The sequence below is a fragment of the Methylobacterium sp. GC_Met_3 genome (genome assembly GCF_026540775.1).
Taxonomy (GTDB): domain Bacteria; phylum Pseudomonadota; class Alphaproteobacteria; order Rhizobiales; family Beijerinckiaceae; genus Methylobacterium.
The window spans coordinates 111,620-130,991 of record NZ_JALNUL010000002.1; the positions used below are offsets into that span (position 1 = coordinate 111,620).

Consider the following 19,372-nt stretch of genomic DNA (forward strand, 5'->3'; position numbering starts at 1 on the left):
GGGGCGTGGTCAAGAAGAGCGGACGCGCCAGTATGATCCGATATGGGGACATGCCTCTCACATGTGCGCTTTCGCATAAGCGCCTTCGCCATGGAGCGCGGCTCATTGGCCGGAGATCGGGCACAGGTAAGCCTGGCGGGATCGGAGATGCGGCTCACTCAAGTCACGATTCCGGCTCGCTCCAGCGCCGCCGCGATGTCGGTCGCGTCGAGCGCGCGGATCACCGGCCCCGATGTCCAGACCAGCATCGGGCGGATCGTGCGTCCGGGATAGATCTGGCCGAGCAGACGGGCGTAGAGGGCAATCTGTCCTGCCTCGGCGGGTGGTAGGGGCGCATCCAAATCCGGCGGCCGCCCGGTCTTGAAGTCGGCAATCCGCACCGTATCGGTGGTGACGCTCAGACGATCGACACGCCCCTGCACCACACGCTCGCCAGAAGCCGTGCGTACCCGCCCCGACAGGCTCACCTCCGCGCGGGCGTCCGGGTCGAACAGGGACGCGAGGTTGGGATCGTCGATGATCCGCAGGACCGAGCGCACGATCGCCACGTGGGCAGGCCGGGGCAGGCCGGGTGCCCGGGACCGGACGAAGGCGAGGCCGGCCGCCTCCCGCCGCGGGTGCTCGACGCGGGGCAGGTGCTGCAGCAGGGCGTGGATCAGGATGCCGCGGCGCCGTGCCTGGGCATCGGCGAGGCGTGGCGGCGGCACCCGGGCGCCGTCCGCCGCAGCGAGCGCTCCGGACGGGTTGAGCGTTGGGGCCTCCGGCTCCGGCGGAACGGGGCTACGGAGCCAGCCAGGCTCTGGTACCGGCGCCGCGGCCGGGGGCAGCTTTTCGCGCTCGCGGGGCGACTCGGCCCCCTCCTGCCACACGGTCGCCGGGCCGTAGGAGAGCTCGACAGTCTGGCCCGCACCCAGCGTCGTCTCAAGGCCGGCCTGGACCATGCGGCACCACGCGGCCTCGGTCTCGCACTCGTGGCCGCGGAAGGGCGCGACGATGAGCCGGTCGGCCGCCCGGGTCATGGCCACGTAGAGCAGGCGGTTGTGTTCCTGCCGCGCCCGGGCGAGCAGGGCGGCGCGGGCGGCTTCGGTGGCGGCGCAATCCTGGGTCCGACCGCCGGACCAGACCGGCGGCAAAGCGGGTCCGGTCGCCGGCAGCGGCAGCAGGGGCGGATCGTTCCGGCCCAGGGGCTCGCAGCCGTCGAGGAGGACCACGACCGGCGCCTCCAGGCCCTTGGCGCCGTGAACCGTCATGACGCGCACCTCGTCGCGCCCGGATTCGAGGTCGCGCTTGACCGTGTGCCCGGCCTCGGCGCCGACATAGCGGGCCAGGAAGCCGCCGAGCGAGGGGGCATCCTCACCGGTTTCGGCCTGCGCGGCGGCGGCAAGGAACACGTCGATGGCGTCCCCCGCCTCGCCGCCGAGTCGAGCGACGAGCTTGGCCCGGCCGCCCAACGGCCCGAGCAGTCGCGCATAGAAGCCGAACGGACCGTGCAGGCTCGCCAGCGCGATCCACTCTGTCAGTGTCGCGAGCCCGTGAAGCGCCGCCGCGTCGCCCGCAGCGGCGTGGCGGTGGAGGGCATCCTCCAGCGTTTCCGACAGGTCGCGGCGGGCGGCGATCCGCACCAGATCCTCGTCGGTCAGCCCGACCAGCGGCGTCTTGAGCGCGGTGGCAAGCGTCAGGTCGTCGGCGGGCAGCAGGCCGGCCCGGCCGGCAGCGACGAGATCGGCCACCGCGATATGGGCCGAAACCTCCAGCCGGTCCTGGCCCGCCACCGGGACAGCGAGGCCCTTCAGGGCGCGGATCACCTCCTCGAAGGCCGGTCCGCGCTTGCGCACGAGGATCAGCACGTCGCCGGGGCGCCACACGCGGCCGGTCGCGTCGCCCCGGGTGACCCAGGTCCGCACCGCCTGCGCCACCCGGCGGGCCGTAACGATCGCGGGAGCGCTGGTCTCCGGCGCGTCGACCGGGGCCGTCCAGGCATCGGGCTCGGCCGCGGGCTCGGGCTCGGCGATCGGCCACAGCTCCACGGCGCCGGGCGCGCCGGGCCGCGCACTGGCATGGACGGTCTGGCGCACCGTGTCCTCGAAGGACAGGCCCTCGTTGTGGGCATCGAGGGCGAAAACGGCATCGACGGCCTGCAGCACGAGGCTGGTCGAGCGGAACGACAGGGTGAGCGGCACGTCCTCGAAGGTCAGGCCGGCCGAGCGCGATTCCGAGATCCAGGCCGCACGCGTCAGTGCGAATTCCCGCGGCTCCGCACCCTGGAAGCCGTAGATCGACTGCTTGGGATCGCCCACTGCGAAGCGGGTGCGGTTCCCGATCCGGGCCCCTTCGCCGGCGGCAAATTCCTGGGTGATCGCCCGCAGGATCGCCCATTGCTCCGGGTTGGTGTCCTGCGCCTCGTCGACCAGGACGTGATCGATCCCCCGGTCGAGCTTGTACAGGACCCAGCCAGCGCCGACCCGCCCGAGCAGGTCGAGGGCCTTGTGGATCAGGTCGTCGAAGTCGAGGGCGCCGAGCCTGGCCTTCTGGGCCTCGATCCGACGGTGGATCTCGGCGGCGATCTGGAACAGCGCCTGTGTGCGAGCATGGGCCCGGGCGGCGCGCAGGCGATCGAACAGTGGGTCCAGTCGGTCGCGCTCGGCGATCAGCGCCTCCTTGGCGGCGGCCGGAACGGCCTTGGTGCCCAGGCTGCTGTCGGCCTTGGGCTCGTCCTTCTGGGTGAAGAAGACCGACCGGTAGAGGGCCAGCGCCTCGGCCCGGTCGGGAAACCCTTCGGAGCGGGCGCGTTCCGCCTCCGCCTCTGCCAGCGCGTCGGCGAGTTTCTCGTCGTTGGCCTTGCCGGTGCGGAGCGCTGCGACCAATCCGGCCCTGTCCTCCGGTGCGCATCCGGGGCCGCCATCGAGGATCGCGGCCTCGATCCGCTCGGCCGTCTCCTCGGCCGCGAGCCCGAGCGCCCCGTGCAGGCGCCCGAACGCGGCCTCCAGGCCGGCCGCGTCGCCGATGAAGCCCCTGGCCCGCAGCGCGGACCGGATCGCCGCTCGCAGGGCATCGCCCGTCGCCTCGGGGGTCACCCGGGCCAGGGCGGCGCTGAGCGGCGTGTCGCCGTTCGAGACCGCGTCGGCCAGGACGTTGGCCATTTCGATCTCAAAAATCTCCCGGGCCTTGGTGTCGTCGAGCACCACGAAGCGGGCTGGAACGTTCGCCTCGAAGGGGAACATGTGCAGCAGCCGCTCGCACAGGGCGTGCAGGGTCTCGATCTTGAGGCCGCCCGGTGTCTCCACCGCCCGGGCGAACAGCCGGCGGGCCATGCGCAGGCGTTCAGGATCCGCGCGCTCGCCGGTGAGTTCGGCGAGTTCCGCCGCCAGCGTCGCGTCGTCGAGGGTCACCCAGCGCCCGAGCAGCCGGAACACGCGGATCGCCATGTTGGCGGCGGCCGCCTTGGTGAAGGTCAGGCACAGGATCCGCCCGGGCGGCGACCCGTCGAGCAGCAGGCGCACCACGCGGTCGGTCAGCACCTTGGTCTTGCCGGCGCCGGCATTGGCTGAGACCCAGGCCGAGGCCCGCGGATCGGCCGCCCGGCGCTGGTTGGCCCGGGTCAGGTCATCGACGACGAAGGGTTTCTGGACTGGGATGCTGCTCAAGGGCCTCGTCCGGATCGGCTGCGGCACCTCTCTACAACAGAAACGCAGCGGCGACCTCGCCAGGGCGTCACACGGGCCTCTGCGGGATTGCCCAGCGCGCGCCGGCAAAGCATGGATGCAGGCGACGATTGCAGCGACATCGAAGATACCCGTGACCCAGCCGACATCCGAGCCGGCCCGCCCGCCGATCCGTTTCCGCGGCCGGTCCTTCATGGCGACCGTCCTGGCGCCGATCCCGCCTGTGGGCGACTGGCTCGGCGACCTCGACGCGCTGAACCGGCGCGCGCCGAATTTTTTCGCGGGACGTCCGGTGATCCTCGACCTCGGGGGCCTGCGGCTGACGCGGGAGGACCTCGACGGGCTGCTGGCCGACCTCGCGGCGCGCCACATCGCCATCCTGGGGATCGAGGGCGCACCGCCGGCGCTGCTGGGGTCCGGGATGCCGCCGGCCCTGTCGGGCGGGCGCGCCGCCGGTGAGATCGACACGTCCGCTTCCGGCGAAGCGCCGCCGACGGGGCCCCAACCCAAAGAGGCCGCGCGCTCGCTGATCCTCGATACGCCGGTGCGCTCGGGCCAGACCGTGCTGCATTTGGAGGGCGACGTGACCGTGCTCGGCGCCGTGGCCTCGGGGGCCGAAGTGATCGCGGGGGGCTCGATCCACGTCTACGGCGCCCTGCGCGGCCGGGCGATCGCGGGGGCGGCCGGGAACCCGGCCGCGCGGATCTGGTGCCGCAAGTTCGAGCCGGAACTGGTGGCGATCGACGGCCTCTACCGCGCCGCCGACGATCTCGATCCGGCCTTTCGGGGACAGGCCGTGGAGGTGCGGCTCCTCGAGGACGCGATCAAGCTGAATTTGTTCGAACGGGGCTGAGGGTCGTCGATCGCCGAATGTTTCGGCCCATCCCGCTGAGTGCGGCTTTCGTGAGGGTTGGGACGGTCCGATCACGGCTCGCGATCGTCCATTACCGCACTGATACCGGGATCCCGGCAGAATTTGCCGACCGGATCAGAAACTTAACCCTTCGGTAACCATACCCGCCGTCAATGGTCCGGTAAGGACTCTTAACGGGCGGACATGAGCGAGACCCACCCCGAGCCAATCGATCCGGAGACCGCCCAGGCGGCATCTCCCTCCGCGCCCCGGCCGCTCAGCCTGCGCGGGCGGGCCTTCAAGGCCCTGGCCCTCTCCCCCGAACCGCCGCTTCCGCAGTGGCTCGCGGGTCTCGACGCGGCGCTCAAGCGCTCGCCGGCTCTGCTGAAAGGCCGGGCCGTCATCCTGGATTGCGCCCAGCTCAAGCCCGAGCCGGACGCCCTCGAGACACTCATGCGTGAACTCAAGGCCCGCGGCATCGCGGTCCTGGGGATCGAGGGTACCGACCTCATCGGCGAGGGCCTGCCGCCGCTCCTCCTCAAGGGACACCCGTCCGACAAGATCGAGATCCCGAGCGTCCCGGCCGAGCCGGAGCCGCAGGTGGTCACCTCGATCACCGTCGAGGGTTCGGTTCGCTCCGGTCAGAGCATCATCAACCCGACCGGCGACGTGACCGTGATGGGCTCGGTCTCCTCGGGGGCCGAGATCCTGGCGGGGGGCTCGATCCACGTCTACGGCGCCCTGCGCGGTCGCGCGATCGCCGGAGCCGCGCGCAACCCGCGCGCACGAATCTACTGCCGCAAATTCGAGCCCGAGTTGCTGGGGATCGACCGCCTCGTGCGGACGGCGGAGGACATGGGCACGGCCCTGCGCGGCAAGGCCGCCCAGGTCTGGCTCGATGGCGGCAACATCCGAATGGCAAGCTTAGATTAATTCAGCTCTGGATTTAGGGAGATCGACGCGTGGCAAAGGTTCTCGTCGTCACATCGGGCAAGGGCGGCGTCGGCAAGACGACGACGACCGCGGCCCTCGGAGCGGCCCTGGCGCAGGGTGGTCAGAGCGTGTGCGTCGTCGATTTCGACGTCGGCCTGCGCAACCTCGACCTGATCATGGGCGCTGAGCGCCGCGTGGTCTACGACCTGATCAACGTGGTCAACGGCGACGCCAAGCTGACGCAGGCGCTGATCAAGGACAAGCGGGTCGATACCCTGCACCTGCTCCCGGCCTCGCAGACCCGCGACAAGGATGCGCTCACCGACGCCGGCGTCGCCCGGGTGATGGAAGAGCTGCGCGAGAAGTTTGACTGGGTGATCTGCGACTCGCCCGCAGGCATCGAGCGCGGCGCCCAGCTCGCCATGCACCACGCCGACGTGGCGGTGGTGGTGACCAACCCCGAGGTGTCCTCGGTGCGTGACTCCGACCGGATCATCGGTCTGCTCGATTCCAAGACCGCCAAGGCGGAGAAGGGCGAGGAGATGGAGAAGCACCTGATCCTCACCCGCTACGACCCGCTGCGGGCCGACCGCGGCGACATGCTGAAGACCGAGGACGTGCTCGACATCCTGTCGATCCCGCTGCTCGCGATCATCCCGGAGAGCCAGGAGGTGCTGCGCGCCTCGAACCTCGGCTGCCCGGTGACCCTCAACAACCCCCTCTGCGCCCCGGCGCGGGCCTATGCCGACGCGGCGCGCCGGCTGAAGGGCGAGGAGGTTCCGATGAGCCTGCCGGTCGAGCGCAAGTCGTTCCTCGACAAGCTGTTCATGCGGAGGGCGGCATGAGCATCCTGGGCCTCTTCCAGAAGCGCAACTCTGGCTCGGTCGCGCGCGACCGCCTCCAACTGATCCTCGCCCACGAGCGGGCCGAGTCCGGGCGTCCGGATCTCGTGATGCAGCTCCGGGACGAGATCCTGGCGGTGATCGCCAACCACGTGTCGGTGGAAGCCGACAAGGTGAAGGTCACCCTGGAGCGTGGCGAGGGCGTCTCGACCCTCGGCCTCGACATCGAGCTTCCGCTCGGTGTCGCCGGCAAGCTCGACGCGAAGCTCGCGGCCAAGCTCGCCGAGGTCGCTGCCAATAAGGGCGGGCGGCTCGGTTCTTCCAAGAAGGCCGCTTGAGCCGCAGCGGAGTCGCTCTCGCCGGCACGCAATCCAGAAGCCGCGCCCGGTCCGCCGGGTGCGGTTTCGTCGTGTTCGCGAGGCTGTATCCGGTCGACGCTATCCCTGTGCGGCCCGTGTCTGGGCAGATGCGTCCGAACCTCAGGAGCCGAACGGATCCCGCGGGATCAGCCGGAATCGGGCCGCCCGCTCCGGCTGGGTGGTGACCACGGCCTGGGGCAGGATCGGCTCCGCATCGTCCAGCACGAACCGGAACCGCCGCAGCAGGTGCGCCAGCGCGATCACCGCCTCGCTGAGCGCGAATTGCGCGCCGATGCAGACCCGCGGGCCGGCGCCGAACGGCAGATAGGCGAAGCGCGGCGGCGGGGGCGCCCCCGGCAGGAACCGGCCGGGATCGAACGCGTCGGGGTCCGACCAGAGCGTCCGGTGCCGGTGGAGCACCCACGGGCTCATCATCACGATATCGCTCGTCTTAACCGCGTGGCCCGCCACCGTGTCGGGCCCAAGCGCTCGGCGCACCACCACGAAGGCCGCCGGGTAGAGGCGCAGGGTCTCGTCGATCACCGCGCGGGTAAGGGGGAGGCGCCCGTCGCTCTGGCAGCCGGTGGGATCGGCGAGATCAGCGCTCCGTGCCTCCGCGGCGACGCGCTCCTGCACCTCCGGGGCGAGGGCTAGTAGGTAGGATGCCCAGAACAGCGTTCCAGCCGTGGTCTCGTGGCCTGCGAGGATCATGGTGGCCACCTGATCGCGCAGCTCGGCCGGCGAGAACGGGGCGCCCGTGTCGGGATTGCGCGCCGCCGCGAGCAGGTCCAGCAGGTCGCCCGACCCGGCCTGGCTGCGGTCCGTGGCTTGGCGGGCCGCGATGATCCGGTCGAGGAACGGGATCCAGCGGCGGCGGAAGCGCCCGCGCGCCCAGTCGAGCGGCACCGGCCAGCCCGGGGGTGTTACGATGTCGAGCAGGTGCGGCCGGCCCATCCGCTCGCCGTACGCGGCGATGAGCCGGCGCAGCTCCGGTCCGTGCTCGTCCATGCCGACCGAGAACATGGCGCGCCCGGCCACTTCGAGGGCGAGTCGGTAGTACGCGGTGAACAGGTCGACCGGGCCGGCTTTTGCCTCGACGGCGATGTTTTCCAGTCCCTCCGTGATGGCGGTCGCGATGTGCGGTACGAGGCCGTCGATCGCCCGCGGCGTGAAGGCCGGGGCCAGCGTCCGGCGCTGGTGGCGCCAGGCCGAGCCCTCGCTGATCAGGAGGCCGTCGCCGAGGATCGGGCGCAGGATCCGGATCGTCCCGGTGGTGCGCGCGTAATTCGCCTGATTCTCGACGAGGACCCGGCGGATCGCCTCCGGATCGTTCAGGATGAAGCTCGACCGGCCGAGCAGGCCCCTGCGGGTCACCGGTTCCTCGAAGGCGCGGCGGGGGAAACCCCGGAGGCTGTTGTCGCGGATCGAGCGCAGATAGGCCCAGATCGGCAATTCCCGCTCCGGCGGCGTGCGGTGCGGAGGAACCACGCGCGGCAGCCCGGCGAGGTTCGGGGTGGTGCCGGCCTGTGTCACGGTCGCGTCCAAGAGAACGGGCATAGGCGCCACCCTGTGCCGGAGACGGGCTGGGCTGTAAACCGCAGGCCAGTGCGCCGGATCACGCCGCGATCATTCGGCGGCCTTCAGGCGTGCCTCCGGCTTGCGCAGCGGCAGCCGCGCGGGGAAGCGGGCAGCATCCGTCTCCGCCGATAGGCTGGCCACCAGGCTCGCCTGGGGCAGGGTGGCCTCCGCGACATCCAGCAGCGTGTCGACGCCGTGCTCCAGGAACTCGTCCACCCGGTCGACCACCAGAACCTCCGGCCGGCGCAGGATGGCCCGGGCGAGGCCGATCCGCACCCGCACGCGCTCGGTCAGGAGCTGTCCGCGATTGCCGACCTCCTTATCCAGACCGCGCAGCTGGATCGGGCGTTCCAGGTCGAACTCCCGGAATACCGCCCGCGCCTCCCGCTGGATGATCGCCTCGCCGTGCATCCGCGCCGTGTCGATACGGCCGAACAGCAGGTTGTCGAGCACGGTGCTGCGCGGGTTGATCCGGTTGGGATCGTAGGATTCGACGTCGCAGCCATGGTCACCGTGCATGTGGCGCTGGACGATGGTCCGCGCGCCGACGATGCGCTGGCGTAGCGCCTCGTCGAGCAGGCCGAAGCGCATCCGTGGCTCGACATAGGCCAGGGTGAGGGCAAGAAACGCCACGCTGTCGGCCTCGCTGAGGCGCCCATCCTCGGGCAGGCGCGCGAGCCGGCGCAGATAATCCGGCAGGGCATCCGGCGTGATCAGCGAGAAGCGCCGGAACAGCGGATGGCCGGGCGGCACGTCGGCGAAGATGTCCTTGAGGCTGCTGGCGATGGCCACGCCCATGCGGTCGAGGTCGTCGAGGAGGTGCGCCTCCTCCAGCGCCTCGCGGAACAGCGGGGCCGCGGCGAGGCGCTGCGGATCCAACAGCGTCGGGTCGCGCGGGACCCCGAACAGCAGGTTCTCGCCAACGGTCGCTTGATCGTTGTAGCGGCCGCGGGCGAAGGGGATGACGAGGTCGGCAAGGCCCTTCTCGACGAAATGCGCGCGCAGGTGCTCCCGGGCCGCGATCATGCGTTGGCCCACCGGCGTCTCGTGGGTAACCGAGCTGAGGGCGCCGAGGCCGAACCGGTACAGGTCGTCGCCGAGATCGAGGCGGCTCAGCAGATCGAGGAGGTGTGCGTCCAGTTCTTCGGCGTTGCGGATTTCCAGCCGCCGGTAGTCGATCCACGGGTCGTCAACGCTGTCGCACGGGTTGCCGGTCTTCACCGCCTCGTTGATCCGCATCTTGCTGAGATCAAGGCTGCCAATCCGCAGCGGCCGGATGCGCAGGCCGTAGAGCACGTTGTCGCGCAAGGTCCCCGGGAACAGGACCGGCTCCACGCCGGCGAAGGCGATGCGATAGGCATGAGCCGGCCGCGGCAGGATCGACAGGTCGTGCTTACCGATCCGGATCGTGCCGCCCGGCGCGGTCTGCAGGCCGGCGAGGACGCGGGCGAATTCCTGGGCGGCCGGGCCGGGCGGGACGAGGGCGAGCCGCGTCGGCAGTGGCACCTCGGCGTCGCCGACCTCGATTGGGCCGCCGCCCTGCGGATCGCGCAAGGTCAGGCCCTCGACCCGGAGCGGGCTACCGAGCGGCGGCGGCGTCTCGCCTAACTCGGGTTCGGCGGGCTGCAGGCGCTGCGGCCCGAAATGCGCCGCCACGGTCTCGTACTTCACCTCGACGTCGAGGCGCTGCTGATCCCAGTCGATCAGCTCCTTGAGCGGCGGGGGCAGGTCGCGATAGGCGGCGAGGACGGCCACGAGCTGGCCGATATCGAGCTCGCCTTTCAGGGCGAAGACGCCGCCGATCGCGTAGAACAGGAACGGCGTCACCTGGGCGAGCAGGTTGTTGAGGTATTTGACCGCGAACTTCCGCCGGTAGATCCGCAGGCGCAGGTCGTAGAGGCTGTAGAGTCGCCCGCCGATCTCCGCCCGCTCCCAGCGGCCGGTATCGTTGATGAGTACCGCCGGTAGCCCGTCGAGCACCTCGGCGACGCGGCCCGCGAGGGCGCGCGAGGCGATCTGTCGGCGGCGGCTCAGACGGATGATCTCTCGGCGCAGCCGCGGGATCACGGTCATCTGCACCGCGACCATGCCGCCGGCCGCGAGGCCGAGCCACAGGTTCTGCATCAGGATGAAGGCGAGCGCGGTTGCGGCCTGCGTGCCCAGGAATACCGGAACCACGATCGCGTCGCCGATGAAGGAGCCGATCGGCTCGACCTCGTCGCGGATGATCGTCGCGGTCTCGGAGGATTTCACCTCCCGCTGCGTCTCCGGCGAGAAGCGCAGCATCAGGCAGAACAACTGGAAGCGCAGGCGTCGGAGCATCCGCTCGCCCAAGATACCCTTCTGCAGGTTGATCCAGAACTTGAAGGCGCCGTTGATCAGCACGAGGCCGAGGAACAGGGTGGAAAGGCCGAGCAGCAGCTCGAACCGGTCGACCTGAAACCCCTCGAACAGCCGCGTCGTCCCGCCGCAGAGCGCCTGGGGCCACGACACGGTGATGTCGAGGAACGAAGCGGTCGCCTCGCCGTGGGAGAAGGCCTTGCCGGTGATTGCGTCGTTGACGATGCGCTTGGGCAGGTCGAGCGAGGCGAAGTAGAACGGCAGTGAGGCCAGGACGACGGCGCAGATCCGGAACTGGTCGGCCTTCGAGTAGCGCCAGATGTACGGAAACAGCCGCGGCTCAAGCGCGCGCATCGGCTCGTTCCATGAGGCAGCCGTCGGAGCGGAGGTCATACCGGTTCGCCGCGCCCATGCGTGGGCGTAGAATCAACACGGTAGCCCAGCGGTCTGGTTTCATCCAATGCACCCGAGAGGTCCGCCCTGCGCGAACTGGTGGACCGCAGCGCTGCGTCATCGGTCCGTCATATAGGAGAAGGCCGGCGCCTTCGATCGCATGGCTGCCGCGCAGCCGCGTCGTCCGGGTTGGAGGTGGCGACCGCGCGGTCAGACCGCGCGGGTCAGGCCGCCGTCCACGCGCAGGTTTTGGCCGGTGATGTAGGCGGCATCCTCGGAGGCGAGGAACGCGATCGTGGCGGCGAACTCGCCGGTCCGTCCGCAGCGGGCCATCGGCACGCTCTGTCGGCGCTCCTCCGTGGCCGGCAGGCTGTCGATCCAGCCCGGCAGCACGTTGTTCATGCGGACGTTATTGGCGGCGTAGCTGTCGGCGAACAGCTTCGTGTAGGCGGCGAGCCCCGCGCGGAACACCGCCGAGGTCGGGAACATCGGGCTCGGCTCGAAGGCCCAGGCGGTCGAGATGTTGATGATCGCCCCGGCGCACCGCGCCTGCATGATCGGCGTCACGAGGCGGACCGTGCGCACGACGTTCATCAGGTAGGTGTCCAGGCCGGCGTGCCACTGGGCGTCCGTGATGTCGAGCAGCGGCGCCCGGGGCCCGTGGCCGGCGCTGTTGACCAGGACATCGATCCGGCCCCAACGCGCCATGGCTCCGTCGACGAGGCGCTGCAGGTCCTAGGGCGACTGGTTCGAGCCGGTCACGCCGAACCCGCCAAGCTCCTGGGCCAGCGCTTCGCCCTTGCCGGAGGACGAAAGGATCGCGACGGCGAAACCGTCCTCCGCCAGCTTGCGGGCGGCCACCGCCCCCATGCCGCTGCCCCCTGCCGTCACGAGCGCCACTTTCCCGCCCATTGTCGTCCGCTCCGCTGTCCTCTGACGTTTCGAAGAAACCGGGGCGGCGAATCGCCACCGCCCGCGATTTTCCCAGCTCAGGCAGTGTCCCATCGACAGGTCGGGCTGTCCGGGCCCCCTCTCGCATACCTTTTCCTCTGCGAGAGTGGGCGCGCATTATGCTGGTTCTGCTGTTCCCTACAGAGGTGTCGGGCCCTCGTGGTCCGGCAGCTAAGGGCACGGCGGGATGCAACCATGCACGCGTCGGCCTTGCCCCGGAGCGCGTGTCCTTATATTGCGACGCAACCACCACGACTCCGTACCTGGACCGGCGCGGACGGCCGCGCCGCGCGGCCGCCAGGGAGCCGGCACAACCCGTTTCGGGCCGACATGAATCTGCGCAACATCGCCATCATCGCTCACGTCGACCACGGCAAGACGACGCTCGTCGACAAGCTGCTGGCCCAGTCCGGCACCTTCCGCGAGAACCAGCGGGTCGAGGAACGGGCGATGGACTCGAACGACCTCGAGAAGGAACGTGGCATCACGATCCTGGCGAAGGCCACCTCGGTGGTCTGGAAGGACACCCGCATCAACATCGTCGACACCCCCGGCCACGCCGATTTCGGCGGCGAGGTCGAGCGTATCCTGTCGATGGTCGACGGCGTGATCGTGCTGGTCGACGCCGCCGAGGGGCCGATGCCGCAGACCAAGTTCGTGGTCGGTAAGGCCCTCAAGATCGGCCTGCGCCCGATCGTGGCGATCAACAAGGTCGACCGGCCGGATGCCCGCATCACCGAGGTGGTGAACGAGGTGTTCGATCTCTTCGCCGCCCTCGACGCCACCGACGACCAGCTCGACTTCCCGATCCTCTACGGGTCCGGCCGCAACGGCTGGATGGCCGACAGCCCGGATGCCGACCCCTCGGTCGGCCTGGAGCCGCTGTTCGCGCTCGTGCTCCAGCACGTCCCCCCCGCCAAGGTGGAGGAGGGGCCGTTCCGGATGCTCGGCACCCTGCTCGAGGCCAACCCGTTCCTCGGCCGGATCATCACCGGGCGCATCGCCTCCGGTACCGTGAAGCCGAACCAGCAGATCAAGGTGCTCTCGCGCGACGGCAAGGTCGTGGAGACCGGCCGCGTCTCGAAGATCCTGGCCTTCCGCGGCCTGGAGCGCGCGCCGATCGACGTCGGAGAGGCGGGCGATATCGTCTCGATCGCCGGCCTGATGAAGGGCACGGTGGCCGACACCTTCTGCGACCCGCAGGTCGACACGCCGATCCAGGCCCAGCCGATCGATCCGCCCACCGTGACGATGTCGTTCATCGTGAACGACTCGCCGCTGGCCGGCACCGAGGGCGACAAGGTCACGAGCCGGATGATCCGCGACCGCCTGTTCAAGGAAGGCGAGGGCAACGTCACGCTCAAGATTGAGGAAGCGACCGACAAGGACTCGTTCTACGTGTCCGGCCGCGGCGAATTGCAGCTCGCCATCCTGATCGAGACCATGCGCCGCGAGGGCTTCGAGATCGCGGTCTCGCGTCCCCGCGTCGTCTTCGAGAAGGACGAGGAGGGCAACCTGCTCGAGCCGATCGAGGAGGTCGTGATCGACGTGGACGAGGAGCATTCCGGCGTCGTCGTCCAGAAGATGTCGGAGCGTAAGGCTGACATGCTGGAGATGCGGCCGTCGGGCGGTGATCGCCTGCGCCTCGTATTCCACGCCCCGACCCGTGGCCTGATCGGCTACCAGGGCGAGCTGCTGACCGACACCCGTGGCACGGCGATCATGAACCGCCTGTTCAAGGCCTACGAGCCCTTCAAGGGCGAGATCGCCGGCCGCCGCAACGGCGTGCTCATCTCGAACGACAAGGGCGAGGCGGTGGCCTACGCCATGTGGAACCTCGAAGACCGCGGCCCGATGATGATTGAGCCCGGCTGGAAGGTCTACCAGGGCATGATCATCGGCGAGCACAACCGCGAGAACGATCTCGAGGTGAACGTGCTCAAGGGCAAGAAGCTGACCAACATCCGCACCACCTCGAAGGACGAGGCTGTGCGCCTGACGCCTCCGATCCGGATGACCCTGGAGAAGTCGCTGGCCTGGATCCAGGACGACGAGTTGGTCGAGGTCACGCCGAAGTCGATCCGGCTGCGCAAGACCGTGCTGGATCCGAACGACCGCAAGCGGGTCGAGCGTTCCTCGAAGGACAGCGCGGCCTGAACTGAACGGCCGGCAACCGGACGCTCATGTCCGGTTGCTAATGCAGACCTTATTCCGGATCGCTCTCGGGTCCATCGAATCCTTATGCCGGGCTTCCCAGTTTGGCATGGCGGTACCCGAGAGGTCCGCGTGAACCCCCAGACGACCATGACCGTCGCGTTGAACTCGTCCCTGCCGGCCTCAGCCGGCACGCCCCTGTCCTATCTCGTCGGTCAGGACGGCGCGGGCCATTGGGTGGCCGTCGAGACCGGCGGGCGTGCAGGGGGCATCTTCCGCAGCCGCCAGGATGCGATCCGTTACGCCTGCGTCGAAAGCGGCTGCCGACCCGACGCGGTGAAGCTGGCCACAGATCCGATCCCGTTCCGGCTCGTCTGAGCCGTCCGGCTGGCGTCAGCTCCCCCCCGGGTCGGTCTCGTCGTTCTGGCTTCCACCGCTCGACGGCCCGGCTCCGGGATGACCCTCGGTCTTCTCGTTCGGATCCTTGACCGCGTCGGGTGCGATGTTCCTGGGCTTCTCGGGCTTCGCACCCGCGTCCTCGCGCTCGCTCATTCTTGGTTCTCCCCTTCCGCCCTGTAGTGCCCGTCCGCGACTGTCTCGCCGGCGTCAGGACCGCGGGACGCCTTCTGGTCTGAGTGGCCACCGGACGAGCCCCCGGTCGCCGGCGGCGACCGCCCAGGCTCGCCGGTCTGGCCCCAACCCTCGCGAGGTTCCGGCTGAGGCTTTTCGCCCCCGCCCATGTTGGTGATGGCCGCCTGATCGGCCGTCTGGTGGCCGCCCCCGGCGGGCGAATCGCCACGGGACCCGACCGCGTCGTCGGGCTTGCGGGTGACGGTGCCGGATTCGCTGGTCGGCCGGGCCATCAGCGCTTCCCGTCGTCCTGGCCGACGGCGGCCGTGGCGCGGTCGATCGCCTCGCTCAGATCCGAGCCGCTGCCGGACGCGTTCTCGCTGAACGTACCCTTCAGCTTGTCGAGGTTCTCGCGCGGCGTCTCCGCCTCGGTCGCATCCGTTGCATCGGAGCCGGGGGTGCCGGAGGCGATCCGCGCGGATTCGGCGTCGCCCGCCGGGTTTCGCTTTAGATCCGCCTGCGTGCGGTCAGGCAAGCCGATATCCAGCGGCGAGTCCTGGCCAAGATCCTGGCCGTTTCGGTCCGCGTTCGCGTCGAAGTCCTTGAGGGACGGTCGTCCTGTCTGGCCGGTCATGGCGCGCCTTTCCGTGTCTTCGCAGGACAACCGGGGCGGCGCGGGAGAGTTGCGCCCCCCGGGCGATGGGGCGCGGGCAACAGCGTTCGGACGTTAGCGTCCGATGATGCGCGGCAGGAGCTTCTGGGCTAGGCGCAGCACCGTATCCTCCGCCGCACCGCGGTCGATCGACCGGGCATCGATCGTCAGAAGATCGCCGTCACGGAGGACGATGGCGGTCGCGCCGGCGCCCGTCTCAAACGCGTAGGACGTGATCCACGCGACCCCCGGGCCGGCCGGCAGAGTGGTGAGCCGGCAATCCGGGTTCTTCTTGACGCATATCGTCTCCAGCGCGCCCATCGTGGTCTTGCCGGAGCGGATCCGGCCCTCGGTGCCGTCCGTGAGACGGCCCAACTGCAGCGCGACCGTCGGCGCGCCGTCACAGCCGGGGCAGATGAGCATGAGCTGGAACGGCTCCGCCTGCGCGGTGGCATCCTTGCCGAGGGCCGTGCGTGCGTCCTCCGCCAGCGGTGTCAGATCGTGCACTGCAAAACCCAGCGCCAGCACGGCTTGCGACCAGAGGCAGCACAAGATCACGACTAAACAACGCATGACAGAACCCCCGATCAATCACGCTTCTTGCGGTACCGGAACGATCGAGGAAGATCCAGGCTCGAAATGCAACGTTGATCGATAAGGGTTATGGCAAAAACAGCTGTATTTTATTAGAAGAAATCGACGTAACTTTAGAAATTAATCGCTATTTTTAGAAACAAAACTATGAAAAGCCGCCAACAGTTCAGCAGGAATATGTAACTCGCACCACGCCATCCTCGGGAAACACACCGGGCGTGTGGCTTTCCCGCAGGGTCGCCCGCGATCGGATCCACCGATGGTATGGCTCCGCGCCGTTCGATCCAGCGCGGAGCCAGAGCCCGTTCCGTCGCGGAACGGGCTGCGTTCGGCTTAGCCGATCCCGTCGAACAGCGCCGACGAGATGTAGCGCTCGGCGAAGCTGCAGGCGATCGTGACGATGCGCTTGCCCTTGAATTCCGGCCGCTTGGCCAGCTCCAGGGCAGCGGCGACGTTGCCGCCGGTCGAGATGCCGCCCGGGATGCCGTCGAGGCGGGCGAGCGCCCGGGCGGTCTCGAAGGCGGTCTGGTTGGAGACCTTCAGCACCCCGTCGAGGATGTCGGTGTGGAGGTTGTCAGGGATGAAGCCGGCGCCGATACCCTGGATCTTGTGCGGGCCCGGCTGGCCGCCCGAGATCACCGGAGAATCCTCCGGCTCGACGGCAAAGACCTTCAGATTCGGCAGGCGCGGCTTCAGCACCTCGCCGACGCCCGTCACGGTACCACCGGTGCCGACGCCCGCCACGAACGCGTCGAGCTGGCCGCCGGTATCGCTCCAGATCTCCTCGGCGGTGGTCTTCCGGTGGATCTCGGGGTTGGCGGGGTTCGAGAATTGTTGCGGCATCACCGAGCCGGGGATCTCCTTCAAGAGCTCCTCGGCCTTGGCGATCGCGCCCTTCATGCCCTGCGCGCCCGGGGTAAGCGCCAGTTCCGCGCCCAGGAACGCCAGCATCTTGCGCCGCTCCAGCGACATCGTCTCCGGCATGACCAGGATCAGGCGATAGCCCCGGGCCGCGGCCGTGAAGGCGAGCGCGATGCCGGTGTTGCCCGAAGTCGGCTCCACCAGCGTGCCGCCCGGCTGAAGCTTGCCGGACGCCTCCAGCGCGTCGATCATGTTGACGCCGATACGGTCCTTGACGCTGGCGATCGGGTTAAAGAACTCCAGCTTCAGCAGGATCTCGGCGTCGACCCCGTGTTCCTTCGGCAGGCGGTTCAGGCGGACCAGGGGGGTGTTGCCGATCGTCTCGGTGATCGAGCCGTAGACACGGCCATGCCCGACCTTCGCCGGCGCGTTGAGGGAATCGGCCATCGCGGAGCTCCTGCTCGTAGTGGGATCGGTGAGATGTGGGTCCGGTCGGTCGAGACCAAGCCCCCGGGCGGGAGGTTTTGGATCGGCCCGGACGGGAGGCTGCGATATCGCGTTGCCGCCACGGGGGCAATTGGGCTAAGTGCCCATATCAAAAGTTCTTTCCGCTTTCGCTTCGATCTCTGCCGCGTCGTGGAATAGCCTTGCTGGCTGTCGCGAAAGCGATAGAAAGTTATTCTCCCGGTCGGTGCCGGTCCGGCGCGCCAGCGCGGCGAGGGTGTTGATGACGAAGCGCGTGCCAGCCTCGGGAATCACGATGGCGACCCGCCGGATGACGCTCCTCGGAGCACTGAGTCTCCTCGCGCCTCGGCCAGTCCGGTCCGAGGAGCCTGTTCGCGTGGTCCTGGCGACCGCGACGCCGGGCGGCGGCTTTCCGGCCTTCGGTGCGGCCTTCGCGGACACGATCCGCCAAGCGGACCCGGCCCTGATCATCGAGCCCCGCGCCAGCGGCGGCTCCGCGGAGAATCTCGGTCTCCTACAGGCCGGCAGCGTCGATCTGGGTCTTGTGCAGGGGGAGTACGCCTACCCCGCTTTCGCGGCCGCCGGCGGTGTCTCCGTGCTGGCTCCGATGTATCCGACGCCCGGTCTGTTCGTCGTGCCGGCGGCCAGCCCGATCCGATCGGTCGCGGATCTGCACCGGCGCACGGTCGTGCTGGGCACGCACAAGTCGGGGCTCACCGTGATGGCCCGCAGCGCGCTCGCCGCCTCGGGGCTCGACCCCGCGCATGACATCCGCCCGGTCCTGCTCGATCACGCCGGTGATGGCCCTACGCTGGTACGCGAGGGTCAGGCCGATGCGCTCTGGGGCGGCGGGCTCGACTGGCCGGGCTTCGCCACCATGGCCCGGGCTCCGGGAGGGGCGCGCTTCTTCGGCCCCTCGGACGCCGGGATCGCGCGTCTGGCGCAGCCGGGCGCCGCGCTGAAGCGCCTGACGGTTCCGGCCGGTAGCTTCCCCGGACAGGTGGAGCCGATCGAGACGGTGGGCTCGTGGAGCTTCATCCTCGCGCGCTCAGGCTTCGATGGAGATGCGGCCGAACGCATCGTCCGCGCGCTCGGCCGTGACGGGACTGCCACGACGAACCCGAAGAACCTGATCGGCCTCGTGCCGGCGGATCGCATCAATCCAGCGACCGCGCGCTATCTTCGCGCAGCCGGGCTCGTCCAGCCGTAACAGAGCCGCCGATCAGCGGAACGAGGCGACGCGGCGATCCCGCTTCCGCTCGGCCGCCGGCTGATAGGCGATCTCGGCGTGATGCGTGCAGTAGGGCAAACCGGTGATCGAGCGGCCGCCGCAGAACCGGAATTCCGGCGTTGTCGGATCGCCGAGCGGCCAGCGGCACATGGATTCCCGGAGGTCCATGATGGTGACGCGCTGAGAGACCGCCAGGGGCGTCGGCGAAGCGGCTGGTGCTGCCACCGGGAAGGCCGGCGCCGGACGATGCGACAGGATCGCCACCGGCTCGGGGGCCTGCGTTTCCACCACCGCGATGGCCGTCTCGATCTCGATCGCCTTCGCCGGCTGAACCGCGGCGACGGGGGCTTCTTCCCCACCCCGGGCGCGGCCCGCCAGACCCAGGCGATGGACCTTGCCGATCACCGCGTTGCGCGTGACGCCGCCGAGCTGCGCGGCGATCTTGCTCGCGCTCTGCCCGTCCTCCCACAGCCGGCGCAGGAGCGCCACACGATCATCTGTCCAGCCTACAGCCGCTTCCATCTACCCCTCCGCCCCCTGCAGCCCGCGCTGCGCCAAGGTCCGGCGCGCGCAGCCCGGGTCCAAGGATCCGTCCAACGGCGGATCATGCCACCGAGCGGACCGCGCCCCCGATCAAAGCAGGCCGAGCCGCGGTGCGACACCCTGTCCTGTCAGGCCGCACGGAACCCTAGCGCGGCGCTGACGAACGTTGCAAGGGTGCTCGCACGCCCTCCGCGGCCCCTGTCCACTGGCAATGGCGCGATCGGGATCCCAGACGCTGCCATCGTGACGCTGCCCGGGCATCGTCGCACACCGAACGGACCCCGGTAGCAACCAAGCTATGTCCGGCCACGCTTGCGCCGCGTTCCTGTGGGATCGTGACCCAGGCGCAACAGCAGGCCTTTATCCGGCCCGCCGGGCGGCAAAGTCGGAA

At 69.5% G+C, this 19,372-nt stretch carries 17 protein-coding genes and 1 pseudogene; 7 read left to right on the forward strand and 11 right to left on the reverse strand.

From position 1 onward, the window contains the following. Positions 1 to 158: 158 nt before the first annotated feature. A complete protein-coding gene (gene addA, locus OXS27_RS03865; protein WP_267354354.1) occupies positions 159 to 3,644 on the reverse strand; it encodes a double-strand break repair helicase AddA in 3,486 nt (1,161 codons plus the stop codon). 115 nt (positions 3,645 to 3,759) lie between these two features. Between addA and minC (OXS27_RS03870) the strand changes: the two genes are divergently transcribed. The 4 genes from minC (OXS27_RS03870) (at position 3,760) to minE (ending at position 6,628) form a co-directional block, all read left to right on the forward strand. Further along, positions 3,760 to 4,515 (forward strand): septum site-determining protein MinC, encoded by a 756-nt coding sequence (gene minC, locus OXS27_RS03870; protein ID WP_267354355.1) that lies wholly within the window; start codon positions 3,760 to 3,762, stop codon positions 4,513 to 4,515. 204 nt (positions 4,516 to 4,719) lie between these two features. Continuing rightward, a complete protein-coding gene (minC, locus tag OXS27_RS03875; protein WP_243925024.1) occupies positions 4,720 to 5,448 on the forward strand; it encodes a septum site-determining protein MinC in 729 nt (242 codons plus the stop codon). A 29-nt stretch (positions 5,449 to 5,477) separates the two neighbouring features. Beyond that, positions 5,478 to 6,293 (forward strand): septum site-determining protein MinD, encoded by an 816-nt coding sequence (minD, locus tag OXS27_RS03880; protein WP_267354356.1) that lies wholly within the window; start codon positions 5,478 to 5,480, stop codon positions 6,291 to 6,293. Further along, a complete protein-coding gene (minE, locus tag OXS27_RS03885; RefSeq protein ID WP_243925022.1) occupies positions 6,290 to 6,628 on the forward strand; it encodes a cell division topological specificity factor MinE in 339 nt (112 codons plus the stop codon). The genes minD and minE overlap by 4 nt, the downstream gene beginning before the upstream one ends. A 141-nt stretch (positions 6,629 to 6,769) precedes the next feature. On the opposite strand, the gene OXS27_RS03890 is transcribed toward minE, so the two are convergent. The 3 genes and pseudogenes from OXS27_RS03890 to OXS27_RS03900 all read right to left on the reverse strand — a co-directional run bounded on the left by OXS27_RS03890 (position 6,770) and on the right by OXS27_RS03900 (position 11,872). After that, the gene (locus OXS27_RS03890) at positions 6,770 to 8,206 is read right to left on the reverse strand and encodes a cytochrome P450 (protein ID WP_267354357.1); all 1,437 of its coding nucleotides are present in this window, start codon (positions 8,204 to 8,206) and stop codon (positions 6,770 to 6,772) included. Between the two features lie 69 nt (positions 8,207 to 8,275). Beyond that, complete coding sequence (locus tag OXS27_RS03895) at positions 8,276 to 10,921, reverse strand: ABC transporter transmembrane domain-containing protein (RefSeq protein ID WP_267354358.1); 2,646 nt, start codon at positions 10,919 to 10,921, stop codon at positions 8,276 to 8,278. A 249-nt stretch (positions 10,922 to 11,170) separates the two neighbouring features. Next, positions 11,171 to 11,872 (reverse strand): annotated as a pseudogene (locus tag OXS27_RS03900) (SDR family oxidoreductase). 369 nt (positions 11,873 to 12,241) lie between these two features. On the opposite strand from OXS27_RS03900, the gene typA reads away from it, so the two are divergent. After that, the gene (gene typA, locus OXS27_RS03905) at positions 12,242 to 14,068 is read left to right on the forward strand and encodes a translational GTPase TypA (RefSeq protein ID WP_243925019.1); all 1,827 of its coding nucleotides are present in this window, start codon (positions 12,242 to 12,244) and stop codon (positions 14,066 to 14,068) included. Positions 14,069 to 14,215: 147 nt separating this feature from the next. Next, a complete protein-coding gene (locus OXS27_RS03910) occupies positions 14,216 to 14,443 on the forward strand; it encodes an RAG2 PHD domain containing protein (RefSeq protein ID WP_243925041.1) in 228 nt (75 codons plus the stop codon). A 15-nt stretch (positions 14,444 to 14,458) separates the two neighbouring features. On the opposite strand, the gene OXS27_RS03915 is transcribed toward OXS27_RS03910, so the two are convergent. From OXS27_RS03915 to OXS27_RS03940, 6 genes are all read right to left on the reverse strand, one after another. After that, positions 14,459 to 14,617 carry a hypothetical protein gene (locus OXS27_RS03915; protein ID WP_267354359.1) on the reverse strand — a complete coding sequence of 53 codons (159 nt, stop codon included), beginning with the start codon at positions 14,615 to 14,617 and terminating at the stop codon, positions 14,459 to 14,461. Next, positions 14,614 to 14,928: a hypothetical protein gene (locus OXS27_RS03920; RefSeq protein WP_243925017.1), complete on the reverse strand. Its 315-nt coding sequence runs from the start codon at positions 14,926 to 14,928 to the stop codon at positions 14,614 to 14,616. The genes OXS27_RS03915 and OXS27_RS03920 overlap by 4 nt, the downstream gene beginning before the upstream one ends. Then, complete coding sequence (locus tag OXS27_RS03925) at positions 14,928 to 15,269, reverse strand: hypothetical protein (protein ID WP_243925016.1); 342 nt, start codon at positions 15,267 to 15,269, stop codon at positions 14,928 to 14,930. The genes OXS27_RS03920 and OXS27_RS03925 overlap by 1 nt, the downstream gene beginning before the upstream one ends. Positions 15,270 to 15,362: 93 nt before the next feature. After that, positions 15,363 to 15,860: a hypothetical protein gene (locus OXS27_RS03930; protein WP_267354360.1), complete on the reverse strand. Its 498-nt coding sequence runs from the start codon at positions 15,858 to 15,860 to the stop codon at positions 15,363 to 15,365. Between the two features lie 354 nt (positions 15,861 to 16,214). Beyond that, entirely contained in the window at positions 16,215 to 17,189 is a 975-nt protein-coding gene (gene cysK, locus OXS27_RS03935; RefSeq protein WP_267354361.1) for a cysteine synthase A, read from the reverse strand. A gap of 135 nt (positions 17,190 to 17,324) precedes the next feature. Beyond that, entirely contained in the window at positions 17,325 to 17,501 is a 177-nt protein-coding gene (locus OXS27_RS03940) for a hypothetical protein (RefSeq protein WP_243925013.1), read from the reverse strand. A 16-nt stretch (positions 17,502 to 17,517) separates the two neighbouring features. Here OXS27_RS03940 and OXS27_RS03945 point away from each other — a divergent pair, with 16 nt between their 5' ends. Continuing rightward, complete coding sequence (locus OXS27_RS03945; protein WP_267354788.1) at positions 17,518 to 18,417, forward strand: TAXI family TRAP transporter solute-binding subunit; 900 nt, start codon at positions 17,518 to 17,520, stop codon at positions 18,415 to 18,417. Between the two features lie 12 nt (positions 18,418 to 18,429). On the opposite strand, the gene OXS27_RS03950 is transcribed toward OXS27_RS03945, so the two are convergent. Beyond that, complete coding sequence (locus tag OXS27_RS03950) at positions 18,430 to 18,960, reverse strand: GcrA family cell cycle regulator (RefSeq protein WP_267354362.1); 531 nt, start codon at positions 18,958 to 18,960, stop codon at positions 18,430 to 18,432. Positions 18,961 to 19,372 lie beyond the last annotated feature (412 nt).

Bases quoted from the DNA above. Each gene is read 5' to 3' on its own strand.
- minC (WP_267354355.1), top strand. From the start codon at position 3,760: ATGCAGGCGACGATTGCAGCGACATCGAAGATACCCGTGACCCAGCCG.
- minC (WP_243925024.1), top strand. From the start codon at position 4,720: ATGAGCGAGACCCACCCCGAGCCAATCGATCCGGAGACCGCCCAGGCG.
- minE (WP_243925022.1), top strand. From the start codon at position 6,290: ATGAGCATCCTGGGCCTCTTCCAGAAGCGCAACTCTGGCTCGGTCGCG.
- OXS27_RS03890 (WP_267354357.1), bottom strand. From the start codon at position 8,206: ATGCCCGTTCTCTTGGACGCGACCGTGACACAGGCCGGCACCACCCCG.
- OXS27_RS03895 (WP_267354358.1), bottom strand. From the start codon at position 10,921: ATGCGCGCGCTTGAGCCGCGGCTGTTTCCGTACATCTGGCGCTACTCG.
- typA (WP_243925019.1), top strand. From the start codon at position 12,242: ATGAATCTGCGCAACATCGCCATCATCGCTCACGTCGACCACGGCAAG.
- OXS27_RS03910 (WP_243925041.1), top strand. From the start codon at position 14,216: ATGACCGTCGCGTTGAACTCGTCCCTGCCGGCCTCAGCCGGCACGCCC.
- OXS27_RS03915 (WP_267354359.1), bottom strand. From the start codon at position 14,617: ATGAGCGAGCGCGAGGACGCGGGTGCGAAGCCCGAGAAGCCCAGGAAC.
- OXS27_RS03920 (WP_243925017.1), bottom strand. From the start codon at position 14,928: ATGGCCCGGCCGACCAGCGAATCCGGCACCGTCACCCGCAAGCCCGAC.
- OXS27_RS03925 (WP_243925016.1), bottom strand. From the start codon at position 15,269: ATGACCGGCCAGACAGGACGACCGTCCCTCAAGGACTTCGACGCGAAC.
- OXS27_RS03930 (WP_267354360.1), bottom strand. From the start codon at position 15,860: ATGCGTTGTTTAGTCGTGATCTTGTGCTGCCTCTGGTCGCAAGCCGTG.
- cysK (WP_267354361.1), bottom strand. From the start codon at position 17,189: ATGGCCGATTCCCTCAACGCGCCGGCGAAGGTCGGGCATGGCCGTGTC.
- OXS27_RS03945 (WP_267354788.1), top strand. From the start codon at position 17,518: ATGACGCTCCTCGGAGCACTGAGTCTCCTCGCGCCTCGGCCAGTCCGG.
- OXS27_RS03950 (WP_267354362.1), bottom strand. From the start codon at position 18,960: ATGGAAGCGGCTGTAGGCTGGACAGATGATCGTGTGGCGCTCCTGCGC.